The following is a 23,452-nucleotide window of genomic DNA, read 5'->3' as shown; positions in this document are numbered from 1 at the left end:
CCGGGGACGCCCGGTCGGCTCAGGGACAGGTTATCAAGGCGCCGTAAATGAACCAGAACAACAGCTTGTCTGCCCAGGTTGAGGCCTACCATGGGTGGAAAAAAGAACTGATCCGCCAGGTAGCCCGGTACCGCAACTGGCTCCAGGACAACGGTCTGTTTACCGAAGATGTCAGTCGGCGCATTCACCGTGGCATGGAAATGCTGCTGGACGACGAACTGACGATCGCGTTCGTCGGCGAGTACTCCCGGGGTAAAACCGAGCTCATCAACGCATTGTTCTTCGCCAGTTTCGGCCAGCGCATGCTGCCCTCCCAGGCGGGCCGTACTACCATGTGCCCGACCGAACTCTTCTATGATCGTGACGAAAACCGCGACTACCTGTTACTCCTGCCCATCGAGACCCGTCGCGAAGAAGACTCGCTTGGGCAGTTGCGCAAGAACACCACGCGCTGGCGACGGTACGAGCTGAACAGCGCCTCACCGGATAGCATGCAGCAAGTATTGGCGGAAGTCGCTCGGGTCAAAAGCATGAGCCGGGCCGACGCCGAAGCGCTCGGCTTTGATGGCAAGATGCTCGACCAGGACCGGGACCATCCAGGCAACGTTCTGGTGCCGGCTTGGCGCCATGCCCAGATCAGTATCAAGCACCCGCTGCTCGAACAGGGGCTGCGCATCCTCGATACCCCCGGGCTGAATGCCCTCGGCTCCGAGCCAGAACTCACCATCAGCATGCTGCCTCGGGCTCATGCACTGATCTTTCTGCTCAGCGCCGACGCCGGTGTGACCGCCAGCGACATGACCATCTGGCGTGACTACATCGATACGAAAAATGTCGACCATCGCGCCGGCCGGTTCGCGGTGCTGAACAAGATCGACATGCTCTGGGACGACCTCCAGGGCGACCAGCACACCCAGGATTCCCTGCAGCGCATGGTGCGCGGCACGGCAGAACAGCTGGGCATCCCCGAAAACGATGTGGTTCCGGTATCGGCCAAGCAGGGACTGATTGCGCGCATCCGTGGCGACTCGGCACTGCGCGAGCGTAGCCTGCTGCCGCGACTGGAAGCGCTGATCATCGACCGCATTTTGCTGAAGAAAGAACAGCTCCTGACCCACAACCTGATCAACGATCTGCTGGGTATGCTTCAGAACAGCCAGGCGGCGTTGCAATCTCGCCTGAAGAATCTCGAGGAGGAGCTGGCGCTCTGCCAGGAAACGACCCTCGACCGACCCGCACTCAAGCGTCTGGCTGACCGGGTACAGAAAGACTATGACTTCTACTACAAAAAACTGATCACCCTCCGTTCCAGTCGGCGGCTTATGCAGTCCCAGGGCGAAATATTGATAAACCTGGTTTCGGAACAGCGCTTTGAGGAGCTGGTGAGCAAAACCCGCGCCTACCTGAAAGGTAGCTGGACAACGCTTGGGATGACCCGGGCGGCGGACTTTTTCTTCCGCAGCCTGGAGGCTGACCTCAACCATTTGATGAGCGAGGGCCGGCTAGGCGAGAAAATGGTGGCGTCGATTTACCAGCGCTACAATCAGGACAGCCGGGCCCGCCATCTGGAGCCGATCCCCCTTCGGGCCGGGCGCCATGTCATTGCCGTACGTGACCTGCGCAAGAAAGCCGAGCGGTTCCTGCGCAATCCTAAAAACCTCCTTATCGGTCAATCCCTGCTGATCCAGCGATTCTTCGCCACAATCGTCACCGAAGCCCGCCTTCAGAACGAGCTGGCACGACGTGACGCCCAGCGCTGGCCGGAAGAGGCTCTGCTGCCGATCATGCAGTTCTCTCTGGAACAGAAAAAGCTGCTGGAGCATCAGATCCACCGGCTACGGGATATCGGCCGCAGCGAAAAAAACACGCGCGAGCAGCGCCAGGGTATCCAGGAGAGCCTGGCCAACCTGCGCAAGCAGCTGGAACTGGCCGACGCAATCCAGCAAAAGGTCCGGATGCCAGCACCGACACTGGCACAGCAGAAGGTGGTGCGCCTCTCAGGCACAGGCTAACGTCCTAGCCACGGCCGTCGCCTGCAGGGCCCGGACAACCGGACCTCAGCACGGCCAAGAGCTTGCCAGCCCCCCTCCCCCTCGATAGACTGCCCTGTTCGACCGACCGGCATCACAGCCGGCTTCCCTCTTTTGTTTCACTTGCCTGGGTCAGCGAGTTCATGCCTGAAATAATGCCGCCTGATTCGGTGGGCCTGGTGCAGCCACAAGTGCTGCATTTCGAAGAACCTCTGGAACTGGATTGCGGCCGCACGCTCCCGTCTTACGACCTGGTGATCGAAACCTACGGCAGCCTCAACGCCGATGCCAGCAATGCGGTGCTGATTTGCCACGCCCTCAGCGGCCACCACCATGCCGCCGGCTACCACAGCATGGATGAGCGCAAACCCGGCTGGTGGGACAGCTGTATAGGCCCGGGCAAACCCATAGATACCAATGATTTCTTTGTCGTCAGCCTGAACAATCTGGGCGGCTGCCACGGCAGCACCGGCCCCTGTTCGGTGAACCCCGAAGACGGCCGCGTCTATGGCCCGGATTTTCCCGTGGTCACAGTGCGCGACTGGGTCCATAGTCAGGCCCGTCTGGCTGATCGCCTGGGCATTCGCCAATGGGCCTCGGTCGTAGGCGGCTCCCTCGGGGGAATGCAGGCGCTGCAATGGTCCATCAGCTATCCCGACCGTTTGCGCAGCGCCGTGATCATTGCCTCGACGCCGCGGCTCAGTGCCCAGAATATCGCGTTCAATGAAGTCGCCCGGCGCGCGATCAGTTCAGATCCGGACTTCCACGGCGGCCGTTACGCCGAGCACAACACCCTGCCCCGCAACGGGCTGCGCCTGGCACGCATGGTCGGACATATCACCTACCTGTCGGACGCATCCATGGGCGAGAAGTTCGGCCGCGAGTTGCGGGATCACGTCTACCAGTTCGGCATGGGTACCGAGTTTCAGGTAGAAAGTTACCTCAACTACCAGGGCGAACGCTTCTCCGAGCATTTCGATGCGAATACCTACCTGCTGATGACCCGGGTACTGGACTACTTTGACCCGGCAAGGGACTTCGACAACAGCCTGTCCAAGGCGGTAAGCGGTGGTAATTGCCGTTTTCTGGTTATTTCCTTCAGCACCGACTGGCGTTTTGCCCCAGCCCGCTCCGAAGAACTGGTGGACGCCATGATCGACGCGCGTCGGGATGTTTCGTACGCCGAGGTCGATGCGCCCTGGGGGCACGACGCTTTTCTTATCCCGACGCCGCGCTACACCAACCTTTTTACGCGATTCATGAAGCGCGTTGCCTGGGAGGGCCAGCATGCTGCGTCCTGATCTCGACATTATTGAAGAGTGGATCCAGCCCGGCAGCCGCGTACTCGACCTGGGCTGCGGCGACGGTACCCTGCTTGACTATCTGCAGCGCGAGAAACGGGTGGCGGGCTACGGGCTGGAGATCAACCCCGGCCACATAGAAGCCTGCGTCGAGAAAGGCGTCAACGTGATCGAGCAGAACCTGGATATCAAGGGCCTCGCCAACTTTCGCGACAACAGCTTTGATACAGTCGTCATGACCCAGGCCCTGCAGGCGGTCCGGCACCCGGACATGGTGCTGGAGGAGATGCTTCGGCTGGGCAAAGAAGGGATAGTGACCTTTCCCAACTTCGCCTATTGGCGCCTGCGCTTGTACCTGTTCTGGCAGGGTCGTATGCCCATGTCCCGCTCACTGCCGCATACCTGGTACAACACGCCCAACATCCATCTCTGTACGTTCCGGGACTTCGAGGCGCTTTGCGCCGAGAAAAACATCCGTATACTGGATCGGTCAGTCGTCGATACCGAGCACCGCTCACATTTTCTCAGTCGAACCTTGCCGAACCTGCTCGGTCAAATCGCCATCTACCGCATCTCCCGCTGATCCCGGTCAGCTACAGCGTTAACGAGAGGCTTACTACGATGCTTTCAGTCCGCGTTCTCCCGTTTTTCATCCTGCTATGCGGCCTGCTTGCCTCTACCCTGGCCACAGCAGCGCAAAAAGAGGATGTCGGTCCCTACGAGATTCATTACAGCGCCATTCCTACGGGTTTTCTCACACCCGAGGTGGCCCAGAGCTACAACCTTACCCGCAGCCGGGCCATTGGCCTGCTCAACATCAGCGTGCTTGAGAAGCTGGAAGACGGCACGACGCGGCCGGTAGCGGCCATGGTCGATGGTCGGGTTACCAACGACATCCGTCAGGACCGTGCCCTTAGCTTTCGCGAGGTGAAGGAAGGCGAGGCGATCTACTATCTTGCCCAATTCCAGTTTGGTGAGGGCGAGCGCCTGGAGTACCGTGCGAACATCCGTCCCCGGGGACACGACCGTAGCTATCCGATCCGTTTTACCCAAGGGCTGTTTAATGAGTGAGTCGCGCAGGCTGGTTCTGGCCAGCAATAACCCCGGTAAAGTCCGCGAACTGCAGGCACTGCTGTCGCCCCTGGGCTGGCAGGTCATTCCCCAGGGCGAACTGGGCGTTGGCCCGGCAGAAGAGCCGGCCTGCACTTTTGTCGAGAACGCTCTGCTCAAGGCGCGCCACGCCAGCCGCGCGACGGGCCTGCCAGCGCTTGCCGATGACTCTGGCTTGTCAGTAGCCGCACTCGGCGGAGCGCCGGGTGTTCGTTCAGCCCGCTACGCCGGTTCCAGCGCCGACGACGCCACCAACAACGCCAAGCTGCTCGCCGAGATGGAGCCCTTCCCCGACGGTCAGCGCCAGGCCTGGTTCAACTGTGTTCTCGCGTTCATGCTGCAGCCGGAAGACCCGACGCCCGTCATCAGCCACGGCCGCTGGCCCGGGCACATTCTGCACAAACCGGCGGGTGTGAATGGTTTTGGCTACGACCCACTATTCGGCGTTCCCGACCTAAACTGCAGTGCCGCTGAGCTGAGTCCAGAAGAGAAGTCCCGCCTGAGCCACCGCGGCCGGGCCCTGCGGGATCTGGTGGCCCGTCTTGAAGGCTGATGAAGCTGGCGGTGGCCGTCTTACACTGCCGCCATTAAGTCTCTACATCCACGTGCCCTGGTGCGTGCGCAAGTGTCCTTACTGCGACTTCAATTCCCACGCACGCTCCGGCGAGCTACCAGAACAGGCCTACCTGGCTGCGCTGCTGGAAGACCTGGATGGCGACCTGGCGTTCGCGGCCGGGCGTGAGATTCAAACCGTGTTTATTGGCGGTGGCACACCCTCGCTGCTGAGTGCGGACTTTTACCGTACGCTGCTGCAGTCAATCGCCCAACGTCTACCCATGGCAACGGATGCGGAGATTACCCTCGAGGCCAATCCGGGCACGCTGGAAGCGGGACGTTTCGAGGGCTTCCGCACGGCGGGCATCAACCGGCTCTCTATCGGTGCACAGAGTTTTGACGACAGCCACCTGCACCGGCTCGGTCGCATCCATGACAGCCATGCGATCTTCAATGCCGTGCAGGCAGCTCAGGTCGCCGGCTTCGAACGGCTCAACATCGACCTGATGTATGGGCTACCGGAACAGACCCTCGCCAGTGCCCTTATGGATCTGCAGCAGGCTATTTCGCTGGGTGTCCACCATCTCTCGTGGTACCAGCTGACACTGGAACCCAATACCGAGTTCTACAGCCTGCCGCCGGCCCTGCCGGACGATGATCGCATCGGCGAAATCGCCGATGCCGGCCAGGCGCTGCTGGAGAGTGCAGGTTTTCAGGGCTACGAAATCTCTGCCTGGGCGCGACCGGGACAGGCTGCGCGCCACAACCTCAACTACTGGGAATTCGGTGATTATCTGGCGCTCGGCGCCGGCGCCCATGGCAAGATCACCCAACCCGAAACCGGGCAGGTGCTGCGTTACTGGAAGACCCGCCAGCCAGAGGCCTACCTGGGCCGCATCGGCAGCCGCACCGCAGGCCATCAGGTTATCTCGGTGGAAGACATGCCCCTGGAATTCATGATGAATGCGCTGCGGCTCACACAGGGCGTTGCAGAATCCAGTTACAGTGAGCGCACCGGCCTGCCTCTTGTAGGGCTTGAAAAGATACTGAATACTTTGCGGGAGGAAGACTGGCTGGAGCCGGGCCGCCTGGCACCCACCGCCAAGGGACGGCGTTATCTCAACGCCCTGTTGGAACACTTTGTCGAGTAACCGACATGAGCCTGTTTGCCTTCTCCGGTCGCAAGTGGTCCGGAAACCTCAAACTCACCGCCAGTATTGCTGTCGCCCTGTTGGTGATTCTCAGCGCGATCAACATCATGCTGGTGAGCGACGAAGCGCCGCGCGGAATTATCAGTTTTCAGTTTGCGGCCACACCCGAGCGGGCGACGGGTGTCGTCCAGAGCTGGCAGCGATCCGACATGGGCGCGTCCGGTTCCGGGGTGGAATGGGCCCAGGCGTCACTCTACCTGGACTTTGCTTTTGTCGCCGCTTACCTGCTGCTACTGCTGAAGCTGACCGGTCATTGGCTTATCGACCGGCCGGGCGTACGCGAGCAACAACTCGGGCGCTGGGCCCGGGGCCTTTTCTGGACGGGTGCCCTGACCGATGTCGCTGAGAATATCTGCCTGCTGGTGACGCTGGAACAAGCACAATCAGCGTTTTGGCCATTAGTCGCGACCCTCTTCGCGCTGGTCAAGTTCTCCAGCCTCCTGGCCGGTGCCGCGGCGCTGCTGATTCTGCGGGCCGCCCGGGGCCAACCGCTGGCAACTTGACGGGACCAGGCCGCTACCTGGCTCGCGTCAGTACGCGCGGCGCACCACAGGCTATACGCCTTGCCCGAGCCACACGCCCTGCCCGAGTAATGGCCGGGGTCCCACGGCAGGCGGGAGGTAGCGTTCCGGCCTCAATTGGTTCGCCGGTATAGCAGATCCCAGACGCCATGCCCCAGGCGCTCGCCCCGCTTCTCGAATTTGGTCACGGGCCGTTCATCCGGACGAGGGGCAAAGCTACCGGGTGCTACATTGTTGACCATGCCCTCCGACCCCTCCATGACATCCAGCATGTGCTCAGCGTAGTTTTCCCAGTCTGTCGCCAGATGGAATATGCCGCCGACGCGGAGTTTGTGACGAATCCGCTGGACGAAGTCATGCTGAACGATTCGCCGCTTGTGATGACGCTTTTTATGCCATGGGTCAGGGAAAAAGAGCATGACCCGGTCAAGGCTCGCGTCAGGCAGGCATTGGTCGAGCACCTCGTTGGCATCGGTACAGTAAATTCTCAGATTGGTCAGCCCCTGCTCATCAATCATCTTCAGCAGGCTGCCGACACCAGGCCGGTGTACTTCGATACCGATAAAGTCCTGCTCCGGGTGGCTGGCGGCCATCTGCGCCAGGGAATCGCCCATGCCGAAACCGATCTCCAGGTTCAGAAGTGCTTCCCGACCAAAGATAACCCGGGGATCAATGACACCCTGCTCTACAGACAGCCCCCAGCGTGGCCACTGCGTTTCCCAGGCCTGCCGCTGGCCTTCGGTCATCCGCCCGCCGCGCAGGACAAAACTCCGGATTTCACGGCGTTGCGTAAATTTTGGACCAATTGATGGGGCGTCAGTCATGGTTGTCTCCTGGAGCCTGGGGCAGAAAAACCGGCGCCATAATCGCGTAATACGTGGACGTCGTAAAGTCTGAGCCCATATCCGCTGTCATCCTCATTCTACGCCTGGCGACGCCCGTCGAGTGCTCGGTAACCCAATGCTTCCACCAGGTGCGATTTGCTCAGGGTTTTACAGTCGGCCAGGTCCGCCAGGGTGCGGGCGACCCGCAGTATGCGGTGCATGGCGCGCCCGGAGAGGCCAAAGCGGTCCATGGCATTCTCCAGCATGGCGCGGCTCGGGGCATCGAGTGCGCAGTGCTCAAACAACTCTTCCCCGGCCAGGGCCGAGTTAAGACACCCGCGGACCCACTGTTTCTCCCGGGCCGCCATGACCCGCTCGCGCACCTGGGCCGAACCCTCGCCCCGTTCCGGTCTTCGTAGCAGGACGTCTCCAGATTGCACGGGTACCTGAACGTGAAGATCGAACCGGTCCAGCAAAGGTCCGGAAAGTTTGGATTGATAGCGCGCAATCTGCGCAGTACTGCACTGGCAGGCGATGGTTGGGTGTCCCTGGTAGCCACAGGGACATGGGTTCATTGCGGCGACAACCTGAAAGCAGGCCGGAAATGTCACCTGGGAAGCGGCGCGTGAGATCACAACCTGTCCACTTTCCATGGGCTCGCGCAGCACCTCCAGTACCTTCCGGTCAAACTCTGGTAATTCGTCGAGGAACAACACCCCCCGATGAGCCAGGGAAATCTCCCCGGGCTTGGGCGTGCTGCCGCCGCCCACCAATGCAACGGCCGAGGCGGTATGGTGCGGCGCGCGATAGGGCGGGTTGAGCCAGGCATCGGGTGAAAGGCTACGACCGGCGACCGAGTGCACGGCCGCTACTTCAAGCGCGTGCTGGTTCTCCAGGGGCGGCAGAATGCCAGGCAGGCGCGACGCCAGCATGCTTTTGCCGGTCCCGGGCGTACCGAAGAAAAGCAGGTTGTGATTTCCAGCCGCGGCCAGTTCCAGCGCGCGTTTGGGTACCGCCTGACCCTGCACATCAGCGAGATCGGGCAGTCCCGTAGGTAGCGTACGCTGGCGCGGCGCCGGCATGATCTTGGGCAGTTTCTCCTCACCGCGAAGGTGGGCGCAGACGGCCAGCAGGTGTTCCGCAGCGCAGGTATCATCAGCGCCTGCCAGAGCTGCCTCTTCGGCGTTGCCGCTGGGCAGGATAAGCCCGCGCCCGGCTTCCTGCGCGGCGATGACGGCGGGTAAAATGCCCTGGACCGGTCGCACCTGGCCGTCCAGGGAAAGCTCGCCCAGAAACTCGGTCCGGGTCAATGTATCGGCGGGGATCTGCCCTGAGGCAGCAAGAATGCCGATGGCTATCGCCAGGTCGAATCGGCTGCCTTCTTTTGGCAGGTCGGCGGGTGCCAGGTTGATGGTGATACGCCGGGCGGGAAACTCGAACCCTGCAGTCATCAGCGCGCTACGCACCCGATCCTTGCTTTCCTTGACGCCCGTCTCGGGCAACCCGACGATTGAAAGCGAAGGCAGGCCGTTGGACAGGTGTGTCTCAACGGTGACCGGGGGTGCATCAACACCGACCCGGGCACGGGTGTGCGTAGTGGCGAGGTTCATGGCAAACGGTCCTTGTTAACGTTCAGCCATCTACGGACGCGATCCCGTAGTCTGGCACGCCCCATCCTGGGGCAATCAGAGTTGCGGGCGGGCGATCAAGATGCGGTTGGCGTCTTTTCAGTTCCCGCGGACTCCAGCATACTGACCCGCTTCTCGAGCGTCTCAAGACGTTCGCGGGTATGCTGGAGCACGGCGGTCTGAGCATCGAACTCCTCCCGCGTGACCAGATCAAGCCGGGACAGCACCGATGTGACCGCTGCTCTTGCGTGTTGTTCGACATCCTCACGGGCGGCCCGAGCCATATCAGGCACAAACTGGCCAAACTGCTGCTGAAGATCGCTAAAGAGATCCTGGGGTTTTCTGGGCATGATTTTTCCTCCAAGTGGACGTAGTGTAACAGTTCAGGCAGAGGCACCTCACCCTGTCTTTTATCAAAGCCCGACGGCGTCTTTGAAAAGAGACTGAAAACGCATGCGCACCACTATGACGCACGGTCACTACGTACGGATCAATTTAGTGCATTGACAGGCAGCACGACCGAGAGGGCAAATGGCAACCGACTGTAACCTATAAACTTTTTACCATTGGCATAAGTGATGCTTTGCAGTTCGTAAGCGTTGCATCAGTCCGCACACTTTTCACGTGCTCGGGCTCAGAGCATCACTCATTCCGGGATCGAACGTGACCTTCCCGGGGGCGGCTAAACCTAAGGAGAAATGCATGAAACTCGTGACTGCGATAATCAAGCCTTTCAAGCTGGACGACGTGCGTGAAGCACTGTCCGAGATTGGCGTTCAGGGCGTTACCGTAACCGAAGTAAAGGGTTTCGGCCGTCAGAAAGGGCATACCGAACTTTATCGGGGCGCTGAATACGTCGTCGACTTCCTGCCCAAGGTCAAGGTTGAGGTCGCGATTGCGGACAACCTGCTGGACCAGGTAATAGAAGCCGTCACCAAAGCGGCCAATACCGGCAAGATCGGCGATGGCAAGATTTTTGTCACTGAACTGGAACAGGCGATCCGGATTCGTACCGGAGAGACCGGCGAAGAAGCGGTCTGAAGGTACTGAGCTAGCGCTTAACGACTCCCAGTAATTCCTATCTAAAAAAGCCTGGTGCGGAGGGCTTCCTATGGAAAACAATGTCTTTCATCTACAGTATGCAATAGATACCTTTTATTTCCTTGTCTGCGGCGCATTAGTTATGTGGATGGCCGCGGGCTTCTCAATGCTTGAGGCCGGCCTGGTACGCGGCAAGAACACCGCCGAAATTCTTACCAAGAACGTCGCGCTTTATGCCATTTCCTGCACCATGTACCTGGTCTGTGGCTACGCCATCATGTATGGCGGGGGCGTGTTCCTGAACGGGATCATGGACCTCGACGTGCCCAGCGTGCTGACTGATTTTGCCGGTCGGGAAGACGGTTTCGAGGGCGGCTCCATATACTCTGGCGCATCAGACTTTTTCTTCCAGGTTGTGTTCGTGGCAACCGCCATGTCGATCGTATCCGGTGCTGTTGCCGAGCGTATGAAGCTCTGGGCCTTCCTGGCCTTCGCTGTAGTCATGACTGGTTTTATCTATCCGATGGAAGGCGCCTGGACCTGGGGCGGAGCCAGCGTTTTCGGCATGTACTCCCTGGGTGACCTGGGCTTCAGTGACTTTGCCGGCTCCGGTATCGTGCACATGGCTGGTGCAGCAGCGGCTCTCGCCGGTGTTCTCCTGCTCGGCGCCCGCAAAGGCAAGTACGGTCCGAACGGTCAGATCAACGCGTTCCCTGGTGCAAACCTGCCCCTGGCTACGCTGGGTACCTTCATCCTGTGGATGGGCTGGTTCGGCTTTAACGGTGGCTCCGTCCTGAAACTGGGCGATATCAGCAGTGCGCACGCCGTGGCCATGGTCTTCCTCAACACCAACGCAGCCGCTGCCGGCGGGGCCATTGCTGCACTGATAGTGGCACGACTGATGTTCGGCAAAGCCGACCTGACCATGCTGCTGAACGGTGCTCTGGCCGGCCTGGTGGTTATTACCGCAGAGCCGTCCACGCCCTCCCCTCTGACCGCCACCCTCTTTGGCGCTGCTGGTGGCATCCTCGTGGTCTTCAGCATTATCACCATGGACAAGCTGCGTATCGACGATCCTGTTGGTGCGATCTCGGTTCACGGTGTCTGTGGCCTGCTGGGTCTGCTCCTGGTGCCGGTCACCAACGGTGACGTCAGCTTTGTCGGCCAGATTATTGGCGCCCTGACCATCTTCGTCTGGGTCTTCGTGGCCAGCCTGGTGGTCTGGGGAATCCTCAAGGCCGTGATGGGCATTCGGGTTACCGAAGAAGAAGAGTACGAAGGCGTGGATATGTCCGAGTGTGGCCTGGAAGCCTACCCGGAGTTTGGCAAGGGCTGAGACCTTTAGACCCTGTCTGAAAAAGAAAAGGGAGGCTGCAGACGCAGCCTCCCTTTTTTGTATCACAATGTTGTACAACCATTCCGCGCCAACAATGCACGAGTCCGTAGGGTGCGCAATGCGCACCATTGCTTGGCCACGGGTTATACCGGTGCGCAGTGCGCACCCTACCATTATTGGATCATCGGCCCGCCAGTCCTTTGGCCTCTTCGTCTTCATCACATCTCTTGCAATTCAATCTGGTTCCCAGCATCGCAGCACGCCCCTCCGCCGTTATGACCCAGGGCCTGTTTACCCATGGTGGCGTATGGCGGACATGCTGGTTGTGGCCGCAAGCCAGTTCGGCCACCCAATGATCTTCCTCATCCGGGTGGTAGCCAGTGATCGCTTGTTTCATACCTCCAATCTCGCCATTTTCAAGGAAAAAATACGTGGTCATGCACCCACATCAATCAGGCACAGGGCCATACAGACGCTCAAAGCGCTCCGGGGTATAGCCATCCAATCGCCGATTATCCACGAAGATCAGTGGCAGCCCCCGCCCGCCCAGCTTCTCGAAGTAGGTGCGGGCGGCTGGCGATTCATCGATATCAAAGATACGCGCGGGAATGTTGTTCTCGCGCAGGTACTGTTTGGCGTGCAGACAGGGCGGGCAATAGTCCGAGGAGAACATGACCACATCCGGGGTATCCTGCCGGGGTTCGGCCATGGCCGACACATGTGGGAGCAATCCGGACAGGATGGCCATTGCCGTCAAACGCCAGGACCGGCCCACGGGGGTGCCTTGTTCATTTTTGCAGAGCATGTACTTACCTCGGATTCGGCTCGCCACGGGGACAACCTCCAGCGCCACTGTCGTATCGCTGTAACTATCAATATTCCTATAACCATCAATACCAATATCACTATCATCGCTCCTAACGACAGCATTGAGACCCGACATTCAGCGAGACGTTCCAGGCTCCGGGAAGGGTCGGCTTGTATGGTACAGTCCGGTCGACGAAAGACAGTAATCTGGGCTGGAGATCAGCTCAGCTGCGGAATAAATGGACGGGATTCCTGAAGGGAGTCTCATGCTGAAGGAGAACAGATATGGCCAACACAGTCGTTATTACCGGCGCCAACCGTGGCATCGGGCTGGAGATGGCGCGTCTCTGGCACGCGCGTGGCGAGCGTGTCATTGCGGTGTGCCGGACCCCCTCCCAGGCGCTCGGTGATCTGGGCGTTGAGATAATCGAGGGTATTGATGTCACCCGGCCCGAGGATATCGATACGCTGCGCCAGAAGCTGGCGAACGAGCAGATAGACCTGCTCTACAACAATGCCGGCATACTGACCGATGAATCCCTCGACAACCCCAACTGGGACCAGATCCTGCGCCAGTTCGAAGTCAACGCCCTGGGGCCCCTGCGCGTAACCCATGCCCTGCTCGACCGTATGAGCAAAAACGGCAAGGTTGGCGTAATGACGTCCCGTATGGGTTCCGTGGCAGATAATACGTCCGGGGGACGTTACGGCTACCGTATGAGCAAGGCCGCACTCAACGCTGCGGGTAAGTCCCTGGCCATGGACCTGAAGCCCCGGGGTATCGCCGTAGCGATTTTGCATCCTGGGTTTGTCCAGACCGAGATGACCGGCAACCAGGGCAACCTGAAGCCGGAGGAAGCCGCCGAGCGCCTTATCCAGCGACTCGACGAGCTCAACCTGGACAATACCGGCACCTTCTGGCATTCAGACGGATCGGTATTGCCCTGGTAGGGCCTTGGTCGAGACTTGAAAAGCAAAGTACGCGCCCCAGCCTCTCGCTGTGAGGGGCGCGACGGCTTCAGCCGGGTCGCTGCACGTCGCTGAGGCTTGAATGCTCGGCCCCGGGCTCTTTTTTGATTACGCTGAACGAGCCATCTGTCTCCAGGACGACAGCTTCCACCGCTTCCAGATCCACCAGCCCCGCTGAGCGCACTGCCGCTTTCACTTCGCCCTGGGTCACCCGGGCCGCGACGAGGGCCTTGGTTAGCAAATTGCCCCGATACAGCAACAGTGCCGGCTCCCCGGTGACTATTCTTCGCACCCAACCGGCCCGGACACTGGACCAGGTAACGGCGTACTGCATCCCGATCAGCAGGGCAAAAGCCAGAGTCCCCTGGGCCAGGGTGACGTTCTTGTTGAGTATTACGGTTGCCAGCGTTGAACCCAGAGCGACCGTAACCACCAGGTCGAAAGCATTCATTTTGGAAAGCGTACGACGCCCGGAGATACGCAGCAGTAGCACCAGGGTGACGTAAGCCAGCACACCAATGATGCCGGTCCTTAACAGTACCTGCCAGTTGTCGAAGAAAATCAGTTCCAATTCCGCCTCCCTGCTTAATCTTTCCTGAGACTCCTCAAAATACAGCCACCGCCCATCCGAAGACCAGCCCGGTTTTTAAAGGGGCTCATTCACACTGCTTTACCTTTTGTTTTAAAAGCGTTTTTTCAAAGCAAAGAAGCCCTGCGGACAAGCTCGGTTACACAATCCCTGTTGCAAGAACCCCATCGCCAGAATACTGTATATAGATACAGTATTTGCGCAAGAGCACCAAACCATGAGCGAACTGATTGACCAGTTAAAACAACAGGCCCACCTCTGGCAAGGCCGGGAGCAGGTCGCGCCGGGTCGGCAGGGTATAGCGACCGGCTATCCCGAGCTTGACCGGCAACTCAGCGGCCAGGGCTGGCCCCGGGGAGCGCTCACCGAAATCCTGCTGGCCGGCCCCGGCATCGGCGAGCTCAGACTGGTCGTGCCGATGCTGCAGCAGTTAACAGAGTCAGGCCAGACCGTGGTCTGGATCAGCCCGCCTTATACCCCGTATGCCCCGGCCCTGGCACGGGCGGGCATTGTTCTGGACAACCTGGTGGTCGTGCGCTGCCAAGATGCCAAGGACCAGCTCTGGTCCCTGGAACAGGCATTGCGCAACCCCGCCTGTGCCCTGGTGATGGGTTGGCCGACACAGTTGCGCCAGGCCGACACCCGCAGGCTCCAGCTCGCGGCCGAGGCCGGTGGCGGCACAGGCATTCTGTTTCGCTCTGCCGCCAATAGCCTCAACAGTTCACCGGCCCACCTGCGCCTGCTGCTTAGTGCCGCCGCAGGGTCTCTGCATGTCGAATTGCTCAAGCAGCGGGGCAGCTTTGCCCAGGCCAGCCTGACTTTACCGCTGGGCACCCTGGAAACCCTTGTGGAGCCGGATCAGGCCAGCGTCAGCAACATCATTCAGGGGCCCTGGCAAACGGGCAAACCCCTGGCTGGATCCAACCCGTCACATTCTTCTCCATCCGCGACCTGATCAAGGGACGATGAGCGATGTTGTGGCTCTATCTGCATTTCCCCAACCTCCTGCTGGAACACTACCAGCAAGCCGAAGCCGAGCCCCTGCCCCTGGCCCTTGTACAGGGGCGACCGCCACGCATCCTTGCCGCCAATGCCCTGGCCGCAGAAGCGGGTGTCGCGCCGGGTCAGACTCTGGGTACCGCAACCTGCCTGCAGCCCGACCTGGCCGTTGTGCCGGCGGACGAGGCCCTGCAGACGCAGGTACTGGAACAGCTGTGCGCATGGACTTACCAGTATGCCGCCCAGCTAAGACCCTGGCTGCCCGATGGGCTGCTGCTGGAGGCACAGTCGGTTACCCGCCTGCACGGTGGGCTGCCTCCCCTGGTCAGGCATTTGCGCCAGGGACTTCACGCACAGGGGTTTACCGTGGCCATGGCAGCCGGCACCAACCCCCTGATGGCGCGCACCCTGGCCCGGGGCCATGCCGATACCCTTATTCAGGCCCCTTTTCAGGAGAAAGGGCGCGCCAACCTCTGCACGGATGATCAAGAACACCTGCACCATGCCTTGAATCGCCTACCGGTTTCTGCGCTCGGGCTACCCCAGAAATCCTGCGAGCGTCTGCTGCGCATGGGCATCACCCGAAGCGATGGGCTTTTTGCCCTGCCCGACCGCCAGCTGGCTCAGCGTCTGGGGCCCGAGCTGGTCGAGCATTTGCAGCAATTACGCCAACCCGGCAAGGACCGGCTCCCGGCCTGGCAACCGCCCGCGGTCTTTCAGCAGCGGCTGGATCTGGTGCAGGAGGCCGAACGGATGGCCGGGCTGTTCTTCCCCCTGCAGCGTCTGCTACAGAACCTGGCCGCTTACCTGCAGTTGCGCCAGCAGTGTACCGATACCCTGCTTCTGCGTTTACAGCACCGCGAAGCGATGGCAACAACAATCCAGGTACGCACCACAACAGTCGACTACCGGGAAGAGCGTTTCATGGAGCTCTGCCGCCTGCACCTGGAGCAGCATGCCCTGAGAGCACCGGTTATTGCCCTGAGCCTGACCGTCGAGCGTTTCCAGGCCCGAGATACCCAGGCCCAGGACCTGTTTGGCTCCACCGCTTCCCGCGAAGAACAATTGCAGGAGCTGCTGGGACGGCTGGAAGCCAAGCTGGGCAACGGCCAGGTCGCTCGCCTCGCGGCCCAGGCCGACCATCGCCCCGAACACGCCTGGCGCTACCTGCCGTTGCAGCAGCGCCGCACGCCCCCGGCCGTTGAAATTCCCCGCCGGCCCCTGTGGTTACTAGCTGCACCCATGCCCCTGCGGGAAACCCCCGAAGCCTGGCTTGGCGGCCCCGAGCGTATCCAGGCCGGCTGGTGGGATGGCCAGCGACTGCAGCGGGATTACTACATCGCCCGACTTTCCAGCCAGAGCCTGGCCTGGCTGTTCCGCAGCAGCGATGGCAGCTGGTTTGTGCACGGCTGGTTTGCCTGAAACCTTTCACAACCCCTACCAGACCTGAACCGACCATCCCCGGAGTACCCCTTGATCCGTTACGCCGAGCTTCACTGCCTGACCAACTTCAGTTTCCTGCGGGGGGCTTCCCACCCGGAAGAGCTGGTGGAGCGCGCCGGCGAGTTGGGCTACGAAGCCCTGGCCATTACCGATGAGTGCTCCGTGGCCGGGGTCGTGCGGGCCTACCGGGCGGCGCTGGAGAACGAGGACAGTGCGCTGAAACTGCTGATCGGCAGCGAATTGCAGGCGCCTGAAGAGCGGTTGAAGGTGGTTGTCCTGGTCCAGGATCTGCAGGGCTATGGCCAGCTCTGTCGGCTGATTACCCGCTGTCGGCGTCGGGCCGACAAGGGCGAATACCTGTTCCGGCAGGACGACCTGGACGGCCAGCAGCTGGACCACTGCCTGTTGCTGTGGAAGCCACTCCGGGCGCTGGAACGGGAACCGGGACGCCGGGCCGACCTTCAGCTGGGGGCTGAGCTAAAAAGCCGGTTTGGCGATCGCCTTTGGCTGCTGGGCGAGAGGCACCTGACCGCCGACGACCAGGAGCAGCTGGCACATCTGCATTACCTGCATACCGCCCTTGGCGTGCCGGTGGTAGCGGGTGGTGATGCCCATACCCATCATACGCGGCGCCAACGCCTGCAAGACCTGGTAACCGCCATACGCCACCGTTGCACCCTGGCCGAAGCCGGGCAGCGGCTGTTTCCCAACGCCGAGCGTACGCTCCGCAGCAGGCCCAAGCTGGCAAAGCTGTTCCCGCGCGCCTGGCTGGATGAAACGGTCACCGTCGCCAGTCGATGCACCTTCTCCCTCGGTGAACTCAAGTATGAATACCCGGGCGAGTTCATCCCGGACGGCTTTACACCCCAGCGCTGGCTGAAGCATCTGGTGCGTGAAGGCGAAGTGATCCGCTTTCCCGAAGGTACACCACCTGCGATAGCCGCCCGCATCGAGCACGAGCTGAAGCTGATCGCGGAGATGCGTTACGAGGCCTATTTCCTCACCCTTCACGACATCGTCCGCTTTGCCCGCAGCCAGGGCATCCTCTGCCAGGGCCGGGGCTCTGCCGCCAACTCGGTGGTCTGTTACTGCCTGCTGGTTACTGAAGTGGACCCACGCGAGGTCGACATGCTGTTCGAGCGGTTTGTTTCCCCCAGCCGGGGAGAGCCACCCGATATTGACGTGGACTTCGAGCACGAGCGCCGTGAAGAGGTCATCCAGTATATCTACCGCCACTATGGCCGGGAGCGGGCCGCCCTGGCCGCGACCGTGATCCGCTATCGGCCCAAGAGTGCCTTCCGCGATGTGGGCAAGGCCCTGGGCCTGGACCCGGCCCATATTGAGCAGCTGCTGCAGGGGCTCGACTGGCGCGATCGGGAGGACCACTGGCTGGATCAGATCAAGCGTAAGGGTCTGCTGGCCGGGGAGGGGCTGGCGGCGCATTTTACTGATCTGGTCAATACGCTGCTGGGTTTCCCCCGGCACCTGTCCCAGCACGTGGGTGGCTTCGTGATTACCGACACGGCCGTGACCGACTATGTGCCGATCGAAAACGCCGCCATGGCCGATCGGACAGTGATCCAGTGGGACAAGGACGACCTGGAGTTCCTGGGCTTGATGAAAGTGGACGTCCTCGCCCTCGGCATTCTCTCGGCCATCCGCCGGGCGCTCGGGCTGATTGCCCAGTACGACCCCCGCCACACGGATATGCAGCACATCCCCCGGGAAGATCCGAAGGTATATGAAATGCTGCAGCGCGGCGAGAGCACCGGCGTTTTCCAGGTGGAATCCCGGGCCCAGATGGCCATGCTGCCGCGCCTGCGCCCGGCCACCTACTACGATCTGGTGATTCAGGTCGCCATTGTCCGGCCGGGGCCGATACAGGGCGGCATGGTGCACCCCTACCTGCGCCGCCGCCAGGGTCTGGAAACGTTCAGCTACCCCGATGGCGCGATCCGGGATGTGCTGGAGCGGACCCTGGGTGTACCGATTTTTCAGGAGCAGGTGATTCGCCTGGCCATGGCTGCCGCCGGCTTCAGCGCCGGCGAGGCCGACCAGTTGCGCCGGGCCATGGCCGCCTGGAAACGCCGGGGCTCGCTGGAGCCTTTCCAGCAAAAGCTGGTGGCTGGCATGCTCGAACGCGGTCACTCCCGGGAATTTGCCGAGCAGCTTTACCAGCAGATCCAGGGCTTTGGTGGCTATGGTTTTCCCGAATCCCATTCCGCCAGTTTTGCCCTGCTTGTCTATGTCTCCGCCTGGCTCAAGTGCCACCATCCGGCGGCGTTCTGTTGCGCCCTGCTCAACAGCCAGCCCATGGGCTTCTATTCGCCCTCGCAACTGGTACAGGATGCCCGCCGCAATGGCGTGGAAGTCCGCCCGGTGGACGTCAATCACAGCGGCTGGGACCACAGCCTGGAAGCCACCGACATTCACAACCGACCGGCCCTACGACTGGGACTGCGGCTGATACGGGGCCTGTCCCGCCAGGGGGCCGAGCGCCTGCTTGCGGCTCGCCCGAAGGGGGGATTCTCCAATCTCGAACAGATGCGCCAGCAAGCCCGGCCCGATACCCGGGATCTCGAAGCCCTGGCCAGCGCCAACGCCTTCTGCTCCCTCAGCAATCACCGCCACCAGGCCCGCTGGGACATTCTCGACATCCCGCTGGAAAGCCCTCTGTTTACAGCCAACAATCAGGACGATGGACCCGTTATGCCTGGGGCGGCCGAAACGCCGGCAAGCTATGCGAAGCAGGGTCAGGCCAGCCCGGCGCCAGCTCCACGCTCCGGTAGCGTTGAGCATGATGCAGTCACACTGCCCGCCCCCAGTGAAGGCCGCGGCCTGCTGGAAGATTACTCCAGCCTGGGCCTGAGCCTGGCTCGCCACCCCCTGGCGCTCCTGCGGTCCAGCGGCCACCTGCGCCACTGCTCCCGGGCGGATGAGCTGCTAGAACTGCCCCATGGCCGGCCTGTCGCTGTAGCCGGGCTGGTGACCGGTCGGCAGCGGCCTTCCACCACCTCGGGGGTCACCTTCGTGACGCTGGAGGACGAAACCGGCTCGCTCAATGTCGTCGTCTGGCTGGCCACAGCGCGTCACCAACGCAGACCGCTGCTCACAGCACGACTGCTACAGGTGCGCGGCATTCTGGAAAGACAGGGGTCGGTGACCCATGTTATTGCAGGCAGGCTGACCGATCTCTCGCACCTGATCTCGACATTGGACGTACCTTCGCGGGATTTTCAGTAGTCACCACGCGCAATAATCCAGCGCGATCAATAATTGTCCGGCGCATCAATATTCAAGAACACGACCCGATTGCGGCCCCCGGCCTTGGCCTGATAGAGGGCAGCGTCTGCCTGGGCAAGTAGCTGCGATGACAGGGGGCTTTGCTCTGGCGCCAGTGTGCTGACGCCCACACTCAGCGTGACAACCGAGGCAACACCCGACTCCGGGTGAGGTATGGCCAACGTCTCGACCGCTGCCCGAATCTGCTCCGCCATGTAGCGCGCGCCCTCTTCACCCGTCTGCGGCAGAACCACCACAAACTCCTCACCGCCGTACCGGGCGGCGAAATCCGAGGGCCGCTGCAGAATCTCATCCAGCAAGGTACCGATGCGCCTGAGACACTCGTCCCCGGCCTGATGCCCGTATATGTCGTTAAAAAGCTTGAAGGAGTCGACGTCGCACATCAGCACCGAAAGAGCGTGCTCACGCCGGGTCGTTCTCGCCCACTCCTTTCTCAGGAACTGGTCCAGTCGCCGTCGATTGGCCAGTCCGGTCAACGGATCGGTGGTGCTTAGCTTCTCCAGGGCCCGATTGCTTTCAACCAGCCGCGTTTCCGCCGCGTCAATCGCGACCCTGAACAGGTAGGAATAGCCTCCCGCCAGCATAACCGCGAACACTGCGCTGACGCCGTAGGCCAACTCGCCCCAGGGGCTCGGGATGGGCGTCGTGCCCTGAGCGAAGCGGAAGTGGCAAAACAGATAAAGAACAGATACCAACCCCAAAAGAACAGCCAGGCTCCTGGCATAATCCTGCCGGATAATCAAAGCCAGGATCGTACCGATGGCAAAATAGAACAGCTGAACGCCTGCCCCCGCGCCAATGAAGTAGGTCACGACGAAGATCTGCGTACAGGCATTGATGAGTACGAGGTTACGTGCGTAACCATGACGACCCGACCGGTTGAGTAGCAACCCGCTCAGATAGACCGCAATAAACAGAAGATTGAAAACGAAAACCGGCAGAAAATAGCCAATGTCGTAGACGAGGTAGAACAGCTGATACGGAACCGTGGCCACGGCGCCAAACAAGCCCACCTGATTGCTCAGCCGGATCTGCCGTCTGAGCCGCATTGTCTCAACTGACGTCCCGGTCCGGGTAATCTCGTCGATCATCTTATCCAGCATGAATGGCCTTCTTCCGGGCGGTCAGTGGATCAGGCACTGCTGAGCCCCCAGGCGCCGATGCGCCTTGTCCGTAAACTGATCTAGCGGCGGGCCGATCACGCAACGACACCTTTGCTTTGCCTGGCCTGGCTTTTGCCTGTTAATTTAGCCATCGCCCGGGCAAAACCGAGCGCAGCTACCCATACACTAGCACTGACCGACCCCGATCCAGCCAGGTCCGACATAACGGCAATGTTTCCGTAAAAAAATACCTACAAGGGAGCTCAAAGAGATGGATGCACTCACCGAAATCATCAGCACAGTAAATGGCCTGGTTTGGGGCGTCCCCATGCTGGTCGTTATCCTCGGCACCGGCCTTTACCTGCAGCTCCGCCTCGGCCTGATCCCCATCCGTAAGACCGCTTACGGCTTTCGCATGCTCTGGCGGGGCCGTTTGAGCACTGAAAAAGGCGACATCACTCCGTTCAATGCCCTGATGACCGCGCTGTCAGCGACCATCGGCACCGGTAATATCGCCGGTGTGGCCACTGCCGTTTTCCTGGGCGGGCCCGGAGCGCTCTTCTGGATGTGGATGACCGCGCTGGTGGGCATGGCCACCAAATACGGCGAGGCCGTCTGTGCCGTGAAGTACCGTGAGGTGGACGAGAACGGCCATCACGTTGGCGGCCCCATGTACTACATCCGCAACGGCCTGGGCCCCAAGTGGCGCTGGCTTGCCGCGACATTCGCGATTTTTGCGGCCATTGCCGGTTTCGGGATCGGCAATACCGTCCAGTCCAACTCCGTTGCCGATGTCATGCAATCGAGCTTCAACATTCCGCCCCTGGCAACAGGCCTGGTCATGGCCGTGCTGGCCGCAATGGTCCTGATTGGCGGCATTACCCGCATCGGCACCGTCGCCGGGAAGCTGGTGCCACTGATGGCGATCACCTACGTTCTTTGCGGAATCATCATCCTGGCCCTGAACGCCGACGGCATCCCGGCCGCCTTTGGCCTGGTGTTTACCTATGCCTTTTCACCTGCCGCCGCAACAGGTGGCTTCGCCGGCGCAGCGGTATGGGCCGCCCTGCAGTTCGGCGTCGCCCGCGGGGTGTTCTCCAACGAGGCCGGGCTCGGCAGTGCGCCCATCGCCCATGCTGCAGCGCGCACCAAGAGCCCCGTCCACCAGGGCGTGATCGCCATGTTGGGCACCTTCATCGACACGATTGTCGTCTGCACCATTACCGGCCTGGTGATCATCGTATCCGGCGCCTGGACCAGTGGCGAAACCGGCGCCTCCCTGTCCGCCCTGGCCTTTAACGAGGCACTGCCAGGCTTCGGTGGCTATGTGGTGACATTCGGGCTGGCGATATTCGCTTTTACCACGCTGTTGGCGTGGTCGTTTTATGGCGAGAAATCGGTGGAGTATCTGTTTGGGATCAAAGCGATTGCACCTTTCCGGGTGCTCTGGATTGTAGCGATACCCGTTGGAGCTATGGCGCAGGATCATCTGGGGTTTGTTTGGTTGGTGGCGGATACGCTTAATGCTTTGATGGCGTTGCCGAATTTGGTGGCTTTGTTGTTGTTGAGTCCGGTGATTGTTCGGCTGACTAAAGAGCACTTTGCGGATAACCCCCGCTGAGGGGTGCGTGTGGGCGGCTACCCTGGCTGGAAAACAAAAACGAAAGATCAAGACAAGGCTTTCGTCCGCCGCCTTCGGCGTCGACCGAGTCACTTCTTTGGCAATAGCACCAAAGAAGTAACCAAGAAAGTGCCACCCCGCTGCGCTGCCCCTCGTTCCGAGGGGTCCTCTGCGCTCCTCGCCGAGCGAAGGCGCCCCCTAAACTCGCTGCGCTCAGACAACGGGGTCGCTGGATCTTCGCGCGGCTCCGGTGCTCGACAGCTTAGAGGGGATTGGGAGTTGGCCGGTAGCTTGTGCATTTGGTTTTTCCGGTTGGACCTTGTGCTTGGTACCTTGGGCCGGGCTTCGGGCCTTAAAGACAAAGAGTTTCGCCCATCGCCTACGGCGCTGACCGAGTCACTTCTTTGGCAATAGCACCAAAGAAGTAACCAAGAAAGTGCCACCCCGCTGCGCTGCCCCTCGTACCGAGGGGTCCTCTGCGCTCCTCGCCGCGCGAAGGCGCCCCCTAAACTCGCTGCGCTCAGACAACGGGGTCGCTTTATCTTCGCGCGGCTCCGGTGCTCGACAGCTTAGAGGGGGTTCGGGAGTTGCCTGAGGATTGGGTGCGTTGACCGCTATAGGCTCGGCAGGTACTCGAGCCAACAAAGGCTAGATCCTGTTTTTCTTTAGCTGATCTCTGGCACCTGGCCGACTTCCACTCCCTGCCCCTCTGAACTGGCGAGCATCGCAGCAGGCCGGGGATCAGTGGGCTCGTTGTCTGAGCGAAGCGAGTTTAGAGCCCACCCCCGGCCTGCGAGAAGCACAGCGAACCGCTTGCACAGCAAGCGGCAGGAAGGGGGTGGCGTTTTCTTGGTTACTTCTTTGGTGCTATTGCCAAAGAAGTGACTCGGTCAGCGCCAAAGGCGATGGACGAAAGCCCTGGCCGTTGCAGTGGCAGTGGCAGTGGCAGTGGCAGTAAGAGATGCGAACCCAGCCGCTGCCAAGCACAAAAAACCCCAACCTGACTTCCACTCCCTGCCCCTCTGAACAGGCGAGCATCGCAGCAGGCCGGGGATCAGCGG

21 protein-coding genes are annotated in these 23,452 nt (G+C 60.9%); 14 read left to right on the top strand and 7 right to left on the bottom strand.

Annotation, left to right across the window (positions count from 1 at the left end):
- The first annotated feature begins 47 nt into the window (after window positions 1–47).
- The 7 genes from soil367_RS01815 to soil367_RS01785 all read left to right on the top strand — a co-directional run bounded on the left by soil367_RS01815 (window position 48) and on the right by soil367_RS01785 (window position 6,710).
- A complete protein-coding gene (locus soil367_RS01815) occupies window positions 48–2,012 on the top strand; it encodes a dynamin family protein (protein ID WP_136546352.1) in 1,965 nt (654 codons plus the stop codon).
- A gap of 161 nt (window positions 2,013–2,173) precedes the next feature.
- The gene (gene metX, locus soil367_RS01810) at window positions 2,174–3,331 is read left to right on the top strand and encodes a homoserine O-succinyltransferase MetX (protein ID WP_136546350.1); all 1,158 of its coding nucleotides are present in this window, start codon (window positions 2,174–2,176) and stop codon (window positions 3,329–3,331) included.
- Window positions 3,318–3,914 carry a methionine biosynthesis protein MetW gene (metW, locus tag soil367_RS01805; RefSeq protein WP_425459960.1) on the top strand — a complete coding sequence of 199 codons (597 nt, stop codon included), beginning with the start codon at window positions 3,318–3,320 and terminating at the stop codon, window positions 3,912–3,914. Before metX ends, metW begins: the two co-directional genes overlap by 14 nt.
- A gap of 38 nt (window positions 3,915–3,952) precedes the next feature.
- Window positions 3,953–4,402, top strand: a complete 450-nt coding sequence (locus soil367_RS01800; RefSeq protein WP_136546348.1) for a DUF4426 domain-containing protein — start codon at window positions 3,953–3,955, stop codon at window positions 4,400–4,402.
- Window positions 4,395–4,994 (top strand): RdgB/HAM1 family non-canonical purine NTP pyrophosphatase, encoded by a 600-nt coding sequence (gene rdgB, locus soil367_RS01795; RefSeq protein WP_136546346.1) that lies wholly within the window; start codon window positions 4,395–4,397, stop codon window positions 4,992–4,994. The genes soil367_RS01800 and rdgB overlap by 8 nt, the downstream gene beginning before the upstream one ends.
- Entirely contained in the window at window positions 4,984–6,147 is a 1,164-nt protein-coding gene (hemW, locus tag soil367_RS01790; protein WP_172962245.1) for a radical SAM family heme chaperone HemW, read from the top strand. The genes rdgB and hemW overlap by 11 nt, the downstream gene beginning before the upstream one ends.
- Before the next feature lie 5 nt (window positions 6,148–6,152).
- Entirely contained in the window at window positions 6,153–6,710 is a 558-nt protein-coding gene (locus soil367_RS01785) for a hypothetical protein (RefSeq protein ID WP_136546344.1), read from the top strand.
- A gap of 131 nt (window positions 6,711–6,841) precedes the next feature.
- Here the strand turns inward: soil367_RS01785 and trmB are convergent, their stop codons facing one another.
- From trmB to soil367_RS01770, 3 genes are all read right to left on the bottom strand, one after another.
- On the bottom strand, window positions 6,842–7,552 hold the full coding sequence (gene trmB, locus soil367_RS01780; protein WP_136546342.1) for a tRNA (guanosine(46)-N7)-methyltransferase TrmB: 711 nt from the start codon (window positions 7,550–7,552) through the stop codon (window positions 6,842–6,844).
- A 98-nt stretch (window positions 7,553–7,650) separates the two neighbouring features.
- Entirely contained in the window at window positions 7,651–9,162 is a 1,512-nt protein-coding gene (locus soil367_RS01775) for a YifB family Mg chelatase-like AAA ATPase (protein ID WP_136546340.1), read from the bottom strand.
- Between the two features lie 95 nt (window positions 9,163–9,257).
- Window positions 9,258–9,530: an accessory factor UbiK family protein gene (locus soil367_RS01770; RefSeq protein WP_136546338.1), complete on the bottom strand. Its 273-nt coding sequence runs from the start codon at window positions 9,528–9,530 to the stop codon at window positions 9,258–9,260.
- A 352-nt stretch (window positions 9,531–9,882) separates the two neighbouring features.
- On the opposite strand from soil367_RS01770, the gene glnK reads away from it, so the two are divergent.
- Window positions 9,883–10,221, top strand: a complete 339-nt coding sequence (gene glnK / locus soil367_RS01765; protein WP_136546336.1) for a P-II family nitrogen regulator — start codon at window positions 9,883–9,885, stop codon at window positions 10,219–10,221.
- 70 nt (window positions 10,222–10,291) lie between these two features.
- Entirely contained in the window at window positions 10,292–11,557 is a 1,266-nt protein-coding gene (locus tag soil367_RS01760; RefSeq protein ID WP_136546334.1) for an ammonium transporter, read from the top strand.
- A 181-nt stretch (window positions 11,558–11,738) separates the two neighbouring features.
- Here the strand turns inward: soil367_RS01760 and soil367_RS01755 are convergent, their stop codons facing one another.
- Entirely contained in the window at window positions 11,739–11,954 is a 216-nt protein-coding gene (locus soil367_RS01755; RefSeq protein WP_136550470.1) for a DUF3565 domain-containing protein, read from the bottom strand.
- 51 nt (window positions 11,955–12,005) lie between these two features.
- Window positions 12,006–12,500 (bottom strand): glutaredoxin family protein, encoded by a 495-nt coding sequence (locus tag soil367_RS01750; protein ID WP_136546332.1) that lies wholly within the window; start codon window positions 12,498–12,500, stop codon window positions 12,006–12,008.
- 149 nt (window positions 12,501–12,649) lie between these two features.
- On the opposite strand from soil367_RS01750, the gene soil367_RS01745 reads away from it, so the two are divergent.
- Window positions 12,650–13,315: an SDR family oxidoreductase gene (locus soil367_RS01745; protein ID WP_136546330.1), complete on the top strand. Its 666-nt coding sequence runs from the start codon at window positions 12,650–12,652 to the stop codon at window positions 13,313–13,315.
- A gap of 67 nt (window positions 13,316–13,382) precedes the next feature.
- Here the strand turns inward: soil367_RS01745 and soil367_RS01740 are convergent, their stop codons facing one another.
- Window positions 13,383–13,904 carry a DUF421 domain-containing protein gene (locus tag soil367_RS01740; protein WP_136546328.1) on the bottom strand — a complete coding sequence of 174 codons (522 nt, stop codon included), beginning with the start codon at window positions 13,902–13,904 and terminating at the stop codon, window positions 13,383–13,385.
- 235 nt (window positions 13,905–14,139) lie between these two features.
- Between soil367_RS01740 and imuA the strand changes: the two genes are divergently transcribed.
- From imuA to soil367_RS01725, 3 genes are read left to right on the top strand one after another with little or no spacing between them, the layout of a single operon-like run.
- On the top strand, window positions 14,140–14,877 hold the full coding sequence (imuA, locus tag soil367_RS01735) for a translesion DNA synthesis-associated protein ImuA (protein WP_136546326.1): 738 nt from the start codon (window positions 14,140–14,142) through the stop codon (window positions 14,875–14,877).
- 17 nt (window positions 14,878–14,894) lie between these two features.
- Window positions 14,895–16,343, top strand: a complete 1,449-nt coding sequence (locus soil367_RS01730) for a Y-family DNA polymerase (RefSeq protein WP_136546324.1) — start codon at window positions 14,895–14,897, stop codon at window positions 16,341–16,343.
- A 54-nt stretch (window positions 16,344–16,397) separates the two neighbouring features.
- On the top strand, window positions 16,398–19,607 hold the full coding sequence (locus tag soil367_RS01725) for an error-prone DNA polymerase (protein WP_136550469.1): 3,210 nt from the start codon (window positions 16,398–16,400) through the stop codon (window positions 19,605–19,607).
- Window positions 19,608–19,633: 26 nt separating this feature from the next.
- On the opposite strand, the gene soil367_RS01720 is transcribed toward soil367_RS01725, so the two are convergent.
- Window positions 19,634–20,770, bottom strand: a complete 1,137-nt coding sequence (locus soil367_RS01720) for a GGDEF domain-containing protein (protein ID WP_136546322.1) — start codon at window positions 20,768–20,770, stop codon at window positions 19,634–19,636.
- A gap of 271 nt (window positions 20,771–21,041) precedes the next feature.
- On the opposite strand from soil367_RS01720, the gene soil367_RS01715 reads away from it, so the two are divergent.
- Window positions 21,042–22,391 (top strand): alanine/glycine:cation symporter family protein, encoded by a 1,350-nt coding sequence (locus tag soil367_RS01715; protein ID WP_136546320.1) that lies wholly within the window; start codon window positions 21,042–21,044, stop codon window positions 22,389–22,391.
- Window positions 22,392–23,452: the final 1,061 nt, after the last annotated feature.

Origin of the sequence: Hydrocarboniclastica marina (assembly GCF_004851605.1) — a bacterium.
GTDB lineage: Bacteria > Pseudomonadota > Gammaproteobacteria > Pseudomonadales > Oleiphilaceae > Hydrocarboniclastica > Hydrocarboniclastica marina.
This window is presented reverse-complemented; position numbering and strand designations above follow the sequence as displayed.